A 7167-nucleotide genomic window follows, 5' to 3' on the forward strand; every position below is an offset into this window, starting at 1 on the left:
GCTGGACAGCGCGGCCTTCAAAACGCGCAGGTCCTGAACCCCACAAACATATCTTCGCGCTCCGGCAAATAATAATTCCTGAACCTGGCCGATCCGAACCGCGAAGGTGTCGCAAACGACGCCCCGCGCAGCACTTGGTGCGTCATGAAAAACGGCTCCGAGTACTCCCGGTACGGTCCCGCCGCAAATCCCGGATACGGTTCGAACGGCGACGCGGTCCACTCCCACAACTGCCCCCACCCGAACCCCGGCTGGCCGGACGTCGCCGCATACTCCCACTCCGCCTCGGTCGGCAGCCTCCGCCCCGCCCACGCGCAATATGCCTGCGCCTCGTACAAGCTCACATGCCGCACCGGCTCGAACGGATCGATCGTCTGCAGCCGCCCGAACCGCCCAACGCGCCACTGCCCCCCATTGCGCGACCAGTAGCGCGGCGCCGAGCGCTCCTGCCGCATCAGCCAGGCGCGCCCCACCTCGCTCCAGAACGCGGCGTCCTCATAGCCTCCGCCCGCCACAAACTCCGCATACTGCGCATTCGTCACAAGCGCCGCGTCGATGGAAAACGGCGGCACATACACCTGGTGCGCCTCCAGTTCGTTATCGAACACGAAGCCGCCATCGGCCCGCCCGCCCATCGTGATGGTCCCGCCCGGATAGCCGATCTCGCGCGCTTCGGCCCGCACCGCATCGCTGCGCACCAGCCCTGCCGGCAGCGCCACGCCCAGGGTCTGCATCGTGTACAGCAGCGCCTCGCCATGCATGGCCTCGTGCGCCAGCGCCAGCCGGTACGGGTACAGCGCCTCATCCACATTGGCCTCGCGCGACAGTTTATCCAGCACCCGGTCGAGCACCTCGTTGCAGTAGGTCTTGAGCGCGCCGGCGCCGGGCATATCCAGCGTCCAGCGGGTGCGGTGGGCCACGGTATTGGAGTCGAACCAGTCGTCGCCCTGCGTCAGGAGCGAGTTGCCGCTGGCGTCGGCCGGGTGGCTGGAGCGCGCCTCGCGCAGGATGTACCATTCCGCGAACCAGGCGATGTGTCCCAGCTCCCACAGCGGCGGATTGATGGTGGCGATGTGCGGGACGTTCGCCAGCCGGTCGAAGCCGTCCGCCGCGAGGTAGTCGAAAAGCCTGAGCGTATAATTCCGCGCAGACTGCAGCGCCTCCGCGAGCTGCTGGGGCGTGGCCTGCCTAAACGATGCGTTGATGGGATTCATCAGAATTGCTCCGAGAAACCCTGTACTTCAGGGCAGGGAGTGAAAGGAGCCGGGCGCGTAGCGCCCGCAGCCGTCCAAGTAAAAAAATGTCTTGAACTTTGGTGTTGATCCACGGTCAAACTCCATAAGTGCTTCAGTATGCGATTACGCGCTGGGGCATGATTTACCAGTACCGCTTTTTCCAATCCGCAGTCGCCTTAGGCGAGGTCGAGAGATATCCTGCGGATTGAATAAGAAGCTGGGCTCTTTCAGTCCGGCTTCCGTCTGGGGCATCAGACGCCAGCAGTGGGAATCCCCATTCGTTCACGAAGGGGAGGATGTCAAGGCAGGATTGTATCTATTTTAAGGAGCGACAGCGTTGAAACGCGTGGCAATCGTCAGCCCGGCCCTGGCCGGGCAAAATAACGGCAACTGGCAGACCGCCAGCCGCTGGGCGCATTTCCTCAAGGGCCGCTACCAGGTCGATATCGCCACCAGCTTTACGCCAGGCAGCGGCGCCGCGCCGGACCTGATGATCGCCCTGCACGCGCGCCGCTCGGCCGCCGCGCTGGCCGCCTTCGCCCGCGCCTTCCCACAGCGCCCGCGCGTACTGGTCCTGACCGGCACCGACCTGTACCGCGACATCCGGGACGACGCGTCGGCCCAGGCATCGCTCGCCCACGCCTCCGTGCTGGTGGTGCTGCAGGACGCGGGCCTCGACATGCTGCCGGCCGCGGTGCGCCAGAAAGCCCGCGTGATCCGCCAGTCGGCGCCCGCCGTGGCGTCGTCCCCTTCCGAAGATGGCAGCTTCACCTTCACCATGATCGGCCACCTGCGTCCGGAAAAAGACCCGCTCACCTTCATGCGCGCCTGCCCGATGGTGACCGAAGCCGCCGCCCGCTTCGTCCACATCGGCGGCGCCCTCGATCCCGAACTGGGCATGGCGGCCGAACGCACGCAAGCCCTCGACGCCCGCTACCGCTGGCTCGGCAACCTGCCCCACCAAGACGCGCGCGGACAGCTGGCGCGCAGCCACGCGATGGTGATCGCCTCGGTGATCGAAGGGGGCGCCAACGTCATCATCGAGGCCGTCACCAGCGGCGTGCCGGTGCTGGCCAGCGACATCAGCGGCAACCGCGGCATGCTTGGCGACGACTACGCCGGTTACTTCCCGGTCGGCGACGCAGCCGCGCTGGCGGCGCTGATCGGCCGCAGCATCGCCGACCCGGCCTTCCTTGCCCGGCTGCGCGCCCAATGCGCCGCGCGCGCCGCCCTGTTCACGCCCGCGGCCGAGCAAGCGGCCGTCCTCGACATGGTGGATAATCTTCTCGTCGGCAGCACAAACTTTTCATTGGAATCTTCATGAGCGCACCAGAACAGAAAATCAAACTCACCTCGTTTTCCCACGGCGGCGGCTGCGGCTGCAAGATCGCGCCGGGCGTGCTGTCCGAGATCCTGAAGAATTCCGCCGGCTTCCCGGTGCCGAAGGAGCTGATGGTCGGCATCGAAACCGCCGACGACGCCGCCGTCTACAAACTCAATGACGAACAGGCGCTGATCGCCACCACCGACTTCTTCATGCCCATCGTCGACGACCCGTTCGACTTCGGCCGCATCGCCGCGACCAACGCGATCTCCGACGTGTACGCGATGGGCGGCACCCCGATCATGGCGCTCGCGCTGGTCGGCATGCCGGTCAACAAGCTGCCGCTGTCGACCATCGGTGACATCATCCGCGGCGGCGAGTCGATCTGCGCCGAAGCCGGCATCCCGATCGCGGGCGGCCACACCATCGATTCGGTCGAACCGATCTACGGCCTGGTCGTCATGGGCCTGGTGCATCCGTCGAAAGTGAAGCGCAACGCCGACGCCAAAGCGGGCGATGTCCTCATCCTGGGCAAGCCCCTCGGCGTGGGCATCCTGTCGGCCGCGCTGAAGAAGGACGTGCTGGACGAGGCAGGCTACAAGGCCATGATCGAGAACACCACCAAGCTGAACAAGCCGGGCAAGGCACTGTCGGAAATGGCGGGCGTGAATGCAATGACCGACGTCACCGGCTTCGGCCTGCTGGGCCACCTGCTGGAACTGGCGCGCGGCGCCGGCCTGTCGGCGCAGCTTGACATGGCGAAGATTCCGCTGCTGCCTGGTGTCGAGCAGCTGGCAAAGGATGGCTACTTCACCGGCGCCTCCGGCCGCAACTGGGACGCCTACGGCAAGGACGTCACCCTGGCCGAGGGCGTGGCGCCGCACCAGCAGGCCCTGCTGACCGACCCGCAAACCTCGGGCGGCCTGCTGGTGTCGGTCGACGCGGCCTGCGTCGACGAGGTGCTGGCACTGTTCGCGCGCGAAGGCTTCGCCCATGCTGCCGTCATCGGCCGCATGGAAGCAGGCGCGCCGCGTATCAACGTCCGCGCCTGACATCGTCGTAGTGAATTAAAGCAATGACAGACATGTGGCGTGCGCGCCGCAATCGTGCGTGACGCCGGGCCGCCAAGGGGTATGATTTCCAGCTCACCCAACAGCTCAACCAGGAGGAAGTCATGGCTTATGTCGATGGTTTCGTGGTGCCGGTACCAAAGGAGAACGTGGAGAAATACAAGGACATGTCGCGCAAGTGCGGCGCAATCTGGAAGGACCTCGGGGCGCTGGAATTCCGCGAGTGCATGGCCGACGACGTCAAGCCGGGCAAGTGGACCTCGTTCCCGCAGAGCGTCAACCTGGAAGAGAACGAAGTGGTGTTCTTTTCGTGGATCGTCTACGAGTCGCGCGCCAAGCGCGATGAAGTCAACGACAAGGTCATGAAGGACCAGCGCATGGCCGACATGATGAAACCCGAAAACATGCCCTTCGACGGCAAGCGCATGATCTACGGCGGCTTCGAGATGGTGGTCGACCTGTAGACAGCATCAAGGGCGGGCGGTGGTCATCGGCACCGGCTCGCTCGCCCGTTGCTTGCGCCCTACCCGTTCGTATTCCGCGATCACCTGGGCGCCCAGCAGCAGCAAGGTGGCCCCGATCTCGAGGCTGAACATCACCACGATGGCGGTGGTCATCGAGCCGTACACGATGTTCACCTGCGACAGCGTCGAGAAGTACCACACCAGCACATGGCGCGCGATCTCCCACAGCAGCGCCGCGGTCACGCCGCCGACCAGCGCGTGCGACACCGACAGCCGCCCGACCGGCATCACCAGGTAGATCGAGCTGAGTACCAGTATCTCGCCGAACAGGCCGAGCAGGTACAGCAGCACCCCGAGAAGCCCGACAGCGACCAGGTGTAGCCCAGGAACTCGACCTGCTCCTGCCCCAGCACCTGCAGTGTGCCGGCCACCAGCGTCACCAGCATCACGCCGAAGCCCAGCGCCAGGATGTAGCAGTAAGGCAGGATGGCCGAGATCAGGAAGTGCCGCCTGCGGATCGCCACGCGGTGGATGAAGATCACGCTCATCGCGTTTTCGAGCACGGTGAAGGCGAGCGAACTGAAAAACAGCATCGTCACGCCCAGCACGCCCGTGATCAAGCCGCGCTCGGTCAGGAAGTTGCCCACCTCAACGACGATCGCCTTCGACTGCCCCGGCAGCAGCCATTCGAGGTAGCGCTGCAGCGTCGCCAGCAGCTCCACCGGATCGATGTAATGCGATAGCGCCACCACCACCAGCATCAGGAAGGGAACGATCGACAACAGCGCGTAGTAGGCGACGGCGCCGGCCAGCAGCAGACCCTGGTTGGCGCGGAAGGCCTTGATCACCTGTAGCGAAAAGGCGAGCGGGTGCGCGATGATGTAGGCGTTCGCGCGCCGGTTCAGGATTTGTATCGGGCGCAGTCGTTTGCGGATCATCGGGCCAGCCTGGTACCGCTGAACTGCCAGCGCGCGCCGGCCGGGAAGAAGTTGCGGTAGCTTGCACGCGCATGGCCTTCCGGCGTCGCGCACGACGAGCCGCGCAGCACGTACTGGTTGATCATGAACTTGCCGTTGTATTCGCCCAGCGCGCCAGCCTGGGGCGCGAAGCCGGGATATGGCGCATAGCTGCTGCTGGTCCACTGCCAGCAATGGCCGTACATCTGCTGCAACCCTTCGCCGCGCGCGGCAGCCGGGTGCAGCCAGCCGCATTCGGGCGCGATGCCTGCTGCGGCCAGCTCCCATTCGGCCTCGGTGGGCAGGCGCGCGCCGGCCCAGCGCGCGCAGGCGTCGGCCTCATACAAGGACAGGTGGGTGGCGGGCAGCGCAGGGTCGAGCGGCTGCATGCCGTGCAGGGTGAATTCGCGCCAGCGGCCGGTGGCGGTATCGAGGTGCCAGTACAGTGGATGGCGGAGCGACTGGGCGCATACCATGTCCCAGCCTTCGGACAACCACAATGCCGGATCGCGGTAGCCGCCCGCCTCGATGAAGGCCAGGTATTCGCCGTTGGTGACCAGTTGGTCGGCCAGCTCGAACGGCGCCACGAACTGGCGATGGCGCGGTAGCTCGTTATCGAAGCAGAAGCCCTCGCCTGCGTGGCCGATGTCCGCCAGCCCGCCCGCGAAAGCCGTCCACCGCCGTCGTTTCCCGCCACTGGCGGGAACGACGGTTTTGGGGTTTTCGTAGGCGGGATACAGCGGATTCTGTGCCAGCAGGTGCTTGACGTCGGTAAGGATCAGCTCCTGGTGCTGCTGTTCGTGCTGCAGTCCCAGCGTCACCAGGGCCGCCAGCCCCGCGTCTGCGCCCGCCTGCTCCATCAGGCACGCCATGCGCGCGTCGACATCCTGCCGGTAAGCCCGCACTTCGGCCATGCCGGGCCGCGTCACCAGTCCGCGCTGTGCACGCGGGTGCTTGGCGCCGATGCCGTTGTAATAGGAGTTGAACAGCACCCGGAACGCCGGATGGAAAGGCCGGAAACCCGCTTCGTGCCGCTCGAGGATGAAGGTTTCGAAGAACCAGGTGGTGTGCGCCAGGTGCCACTTGACCGGGCTGGCGTCGGGCATCGACTGCGGCAGGCAGTCCTCGTCGGACAGCGGCTCGGCCAGCTGCGCGGAGCGGCGCCGCACGCTGTCGTACCGCCGCAGCAAGCTCTCAGGGACCAATGGCGCGCGCATGGATGACGGCAAACCATTCATCGGGATCGGTCCAGACATTGGTGGCCTGGAAGCCGGACTGTTCGAGCAGGCCGACGGCGGCGCTCTTGCGGTACTTGTAGCTGTTTTCGGTATGGATGCGGTCGCCCCTGGCAAAGCTGCGCGAGCCGCCCGCCCAGCTGACCGTCATCGGCCGCAGCGCCTCGAGGTGCATCTCGATGCGGCTTTCGCCGCGGTTGAAGAAGGCGAAGTGGCGCCAGCCGCGCACGTCGAAGTCGGCGCCGGCCAGCGCGTTCACGTGGCGCAGCACGTTCAGGTTGAAGGCGGCGGTGACGCCCAGGGCGTCGTCGTAGGCCTCGGCCAGCGTGTCCTCGTCCTTGAGCAGGTCGATCCCGATCAGCAGACCGCCATCGATGTCGCACCGGGCGCGCGCGCGCTTGAGGAAGGCGCGCGCTCCATCGGGCGTGAAATTGCCGATCGACGAACCGGGATAGAACAACAGCCGCCGTGCATGGCTGACCGAGGCAGGCAGGTCGAGCCGGCTGGAAAAGTCCTGCCCGAGCGCGGTCATTTCGATATGGGGGAAACGCTGGCGCAGCCGCGACAGCGATTCGTTGAGGAATTCGCGCGAGATGTCGATGGCCACGTACTGGCCGGGATGCAGCAGCGGGAACAGGCTGGCGGCCTTGGCGCAATTGCCGGCGCCGAGGTCGATCATGGTGCAGCCGGGACCGGCCGCGCGCGCGATGTCGGCGCCGTAGCGCTCGAACACCGCGGCTTCCGTGCGGGTCGGGTAATATTCGGGCAGCTCGCAGATGGCCTCGAACAGTTTCGAGCCGAGCGGGTCATACAGGAACTTGGGCGAGATATGGGCTTCGCGCGCGCACAGTCCTGCGCTCAGCTCGGCCAGCACGCTTTCTCC

The 7167-nt window shown here is 65.8% G+C and carries 6 protein-coding genes and 1 pseudogene; 3 read left to right on the forward strand and 4 right to left on the reverse strand.

Annotation, left to right across the window (positions count from 1 at the left end; all coding sequences use genetic code 11):
• Positions 1-17: 17 nt before the first annotated feature.
• Positions 18-1214, reverse strand: coding sequence for a selenoneine synthase SenA (senA, locus tag D3872_RS11080; RefSeq protein ID WP_119810821.1), 1197 nt, complete (start codon positions 1212-1214; stop codon positions 18-20).
• A gap of 358 nt (positions 1215-1572) precedes the next feature.
• On the opposite strand from senA, the gene senB reads away from it, so the two are divergent.
• The 3 genes from senB to D3872_RS11095 all read left to right on the forward strand — a co-directional run bounded on the left by senB (position 1573) and on the right by D3872_RS11095 (position 4093).
• The gene (gene senB, locus D3872_RS11085) at positions 1573-2559 is read left to right on the forward strand and encodes a selenoneine biosynthesis selenosugar synthase SenB (protein ID WP_119810822.1); all 987 of its coding nucleotides are present in this window, start codon (positions 1573-1575) and stop codon (positions 2557-2559) included.
• Positions 2556-3611 carry a selenide, water dikinase SelD gene (gene selD / locus D3872_RS11090; RefSeq protein ID WP_119810823.1) on the forward strand — a complete coding sequence of 352 codons (1056 nt, stop codon included), beginning with the start codon at positions 2556-2558 and terminating at the stop codon, positions 3609-3611. The genes senB and selD overlap by 4 nt, the downstream gene beginning before the upstream one ends.
• Positions 3612-3733: 122 nt before the next feature.
• A complete protein-coding gene (locus tag D3872_RS11095; RefSeq protein WP_119810824.1) occupies positions 3734-4093 on the forward strand; it encodes a DUF1428 domain-containing protein in 360 nt (119 codons plus the stop codon).
• Between the two features lie 6 nt (positions 4094-4099).
• Here the strand turns inward: D3872_RS11095 and D3872_RS11100 are convergent.
• The 3 genes and pseudogenes from D3872_RS11100 to egtD all read right to left on the reverse strand — a co-directional run bounded on the left by D3872_RS11100 (position 4100) and on the right by egtD (position 7158).
• Positions 4100-5031, reverse strand: a pseudogene (locus tag D3872_RS11100) (YihY/virulence factor BrkB family protein).
• On the reverse strand, positions 5028-6266 hold the full coding sequence (gene egtB, locus D3872_RS11105; RefSeq protein WP_182915773.1) for an ergothioneine biosynthesis protein EgtB: 1239 nt from the start codon (positions 6264-6266) through the stop codon (positions 5028-5030). Before egtB ends, D3872_RS11100 begins: the two are co-directional and overlap by 4 nt.
• Entirely contained in the window at positions 6244-7158 is a 915-nt protein-coding gene (gene egtD / locus D3872_RS11110; protein ID WP_119810826.1) for an L-histidine N(alpha)-methyltransferase, read from the reverse strand. The genes egtB and egtD overlap by 23 nt, the downstream gene beginning before the upstream one ends.
• Between the last annotated feature and the right edge of the window lie 9 nt (positions 7159-7167).

Origin of the sequence: Massilia cavernae (assembly GCF_003590855.1) — a bacterium.
GTDB classification, from domain to species: Bacteria; Pseudomonadota; Gammaproteobacteria; order Burkholderiales; family Burkholderiaceae_D; genus Telluria_A; species Telluria_A cavernae.

What these genes read in the sequence shown, in the direction of transcription:
- egtB (WP_182915773.1), bottom strand. Translation starts at nt 6,266, where the DNA reads ATGCGCGCGCCATTGGTCCCTGAGAGCTTGCTGCGGCGGTACGACAGC.
- senA (WP_119810821.1), bottom strand. Translation starts at nt 1,214, where the DNA reads ATGAATCCCATCAACGCATCGTTTAGGCAGGCCACGCCCCAGCAGCTC.
- selD (WP_119810823.1), top strand. Translation starts at nt 2,556, where the DNA reads ATGAGCGCACCAGAACAGAAAATCAAACTCACCTCGTTTTCCCACGGC.
- D3872_RS11095 (WP_119810824.1), top strand. Translation starts at nt 3,734, where the DNA reads ATGGCTTATGTCGATGGTTTCGTGGTGCCGGTACCAAAGGAGAACGTG.